Origin of the sequence: Oscillibacter sp. CU971 (assembly GCF_905219725.1) — a bacterium.
Taxonomy (GTDB): Bacteria; Bacillota; Clostridia; order Oscillospirales; family Oscillospiraceae; genus Oscillibacter.
In genome coordinates, this window is sequence record NZ_CAJMXG010000357.1 from 1 (window position 1) to 2487 (window position 2487).

The 2487-nt window shown below is 64.8% G+C and carries 3 protein-coding genes and 1 pseudogene; all 4 read right to left on the reverse strand.

The genetic code is table 11. The annotated features are described in order from the left end of the window. Positions 1 to 598, reverse strand: a pseudogene (locus tag JX325_RS15280) (amino acid decarboxylase); the annotation flags it as partial. Continuing rightward, the gene (scfB, locus tag JX325_RS15285) at positions 595 to 1980 is read right to left on the reverse strand and encodes a thioether cross-link-forming SCIFF peptide maturase (RefSeq protein ID WP_204791922.1); all 1386 of its coding nucleotides are present in this window, start codon (positions 1978 to 1980) and stop codon (positions 595 to 597) included. The gene scfB and the pseudogene JX325_RS15280, both read right to left, overlap by 4 nt. An 82-nt stretch (positions 1981 to 2062) precedes the next feature. Beyond that, entirely contained in the window at positions 2063 to 2203 is a 141-nt protein-coding gene (gene scfA, locus JX325_RS15290; RefSeq protein ID WP_204791920.1) for a six-cysteine ranthipeptide SCIFF, read from the reverse strand. A 94-nt stretch (positions 2204 to 2297) separates the two neighbouring features. Continuing rightward, positions 2298 to 2487 (reverse strand): signal peptidase II (locus JX325_RS15295; RefSeq protein WP_204791921.1); only part of this gene is annotated, 190 nt, incomplete at its 5' end.

The window sequence follows — 2487 nt, forward strand, 5'->3', positions numbered from 1 at the left end:
GGGAGAGGAAGCGCAGATAGGCCCCGTGGGCGTTGTCTGCCAGAAGCGGGGTTTTATAACGGCGGCAGACCTCCGCCAGGGCAGGAATGTCCGCCATGTTCCCCAGATAGTCCGGGCTGGTGATATACACGGCGGCGGGGGGCGCGTCCAGGGCGGAGAGGGCCCGGTCCAACCCCTCCGCGGCGACGGGACAGGCGCAGNGGGAGCTTGTCCCCTCCTCCGGCCAGAGCCAAAGGGGCTCGAAATCCAGCAGGGCGGCGGCGTGGACGAAGGATTTGTGGACGTTCCGGGCGGCCAGAACCACCGGCGGCGTCCCCGCCGGCCGGTTCTGGAGGGCCAGAAACAGCATGGCCTTGACGCACTGGGTAGACCCTTCGGTGGAGTAGAACGTGGCGGCGGAGCCGAAGAGGGCGGCGGCGTTTTCCTCGCTCCGCGCAATGACGCCCGCCGCCTCGTAGAGGGAGTCCGCCCCGGAAATCTCCGTCAGGTCCCAGGCCTCGCAGCCCAAGGGGCCCCGTCCCTTGTGCCCCGGCATGTGGAGCCGGGCCGTGCCGGAGGCGGCGTAGGCCCGGAGGAAGTCCGCCAGGGGGGTGGTCATGCCTCCGCCTCTTCCGCCAGGGCAGCCTGGAGCATGATGGCGCACTCCATCCGCTTGCGGAAGAGCTCACAGCCCGCCTCATAGATTCCCCGGATGGAGCCGGAGGCGTGGTAGGCGTTGGCGGCGCAGCCGCCGGAGCAGTAGAGCCTGGCCCAGCAGTCCGCGCACGCGGGCCGGGCATAGGCGTTGCAGGAGCGAAACTCCTCCCGCAAAGCGGTATTCGTCACGCCCTTCCACACGTCTCCCAGCTTGTACGCCTCCTCTCCCACGAACTGGTGGCAGGGGTACAGGTCCCCCCAGGGGGTGACGGCCATGTACTCCGTGCCGGAGCCGCAGCCGGAGACCCGCTTATAGACGCAGGCCCCTCCCGTGAGGTCCAGCATGTAGTGGTAGAAGGTGATGGGACGGCCCTCCTTGTGCCGTTTCAGCATTTCCCTGGCCAGCAGCTCGTACTGATCCTTNACCACCTCCAGGTCCTCCGCCGTCAGGGCCGCCGGGTCCCCCGGGGCGTANACCACCGGCTCCATGGAAAGCTCGNTNAAGCCCAGATCNGCCATATGGAAGAGGNCCTTCGTAAAGTCGGGATTTCGGTGGGTGAAGGTGCCCCGCATATAGTAGCGGCTTCCTCCCCGGGCCTTCACCAGCTCCTGGAACTTGGGGACGACGCGGTCATAGCTGNCGTTTCCGGCGTAGTCCACCCGAAGGGCGTCGTGAATCTCCTTCCGCCCGTCCAGGGAGAGGACCACGTTGTCNATCTCCCGGTTGGCAAAGTCGATGNCGTCNTCGTCAATGAGCATCCCGTTGGTGGTGAGGGTGAAGCGGAAGCGCTTGTGATGGGGCTCCTCCTGGGTCCGGGCATAGGCCACCAGGTCCTTCACCACCTGCCAGTTCATCAGCGGCTCGCCGCCGAAGAAGTCCACCTCCAGGTTCGTCCGGGTCCCGGAGTGGGCGATGAGGAAGTCCAGGGCCTGCTTTCCCACCTCAAAGGACATGAGGGCCCGGTCCCCGTGGTACTTCCCCTGGCTGGCGAAGCAGTAGGAGCAGTTCAAATTGCANGTGTGGGCCACATGAAGGCAGAGGGCCTTCACCACGCCGCCGGAGCGCTCTTTAAAGGTCCCGGCGATGTCCGAAAAGGTGTCGGGGGTGTAGAGCTGCCCGGATTTTACCAGGGACTCCACGTCGGCCAGGCACTCCCGGATCTCCGCCTCCGTCACATCGGGGCGGTCCCGGTAGGTTTCCAGCAGAGTTTGCACAATCTCCTCCGGCGTATGGTCCGGGTAGAGGGCAATCAGGTCATAGGCCACNTCGTCCACCACATNGACGCCGCCGGNGCAGCTGTCCAGGACGAGGTTGTAGCCGTTCAGCTTGTATTGATGTACNATGTGTTCCTCCCAAGCCGCCCGGAGGGGGCGGCGGTCTTNTTGACAGGAAAAGCGCCGCCTCACCGGGCGGCNCNTCGGCTGTTTACTTCTGCTCGCACTTCTGGTTGGCGACGCCGCAGGAGGTCTTGCAGGCGGACTGGCAGGAGGTCTGGCACTCGCCGCAGCCGCCCTTCTTGGCGCTCTCGCAGAGACTGCGGGTCTCCAGGGTCTTGATTCTCTTCATGATCGTTACTCCCATCTGATTGAATTTGAAGCGCTCCGCTTTTGGAAAAAGCGGCCTTTTATCTCCGACAGTTTAGCATAGGACCGCCGGAAAGTCAAGAGGAAGGGGAACCTTTGCAACCTTTGCCGCCCCGCAGCAGGCACAGCGCCCCCCCGGCAAAGACGCACAGGTCCGCCAGGTTAAAAACATAGCGGTTCAGGGGCCTTGGGGCCCGGGGGAAATGGAGGTAGTCATAGACCCGGCCCTCCGTCAGGCGTTCCTGGAGATTGCTGAGCCCCCCGCCC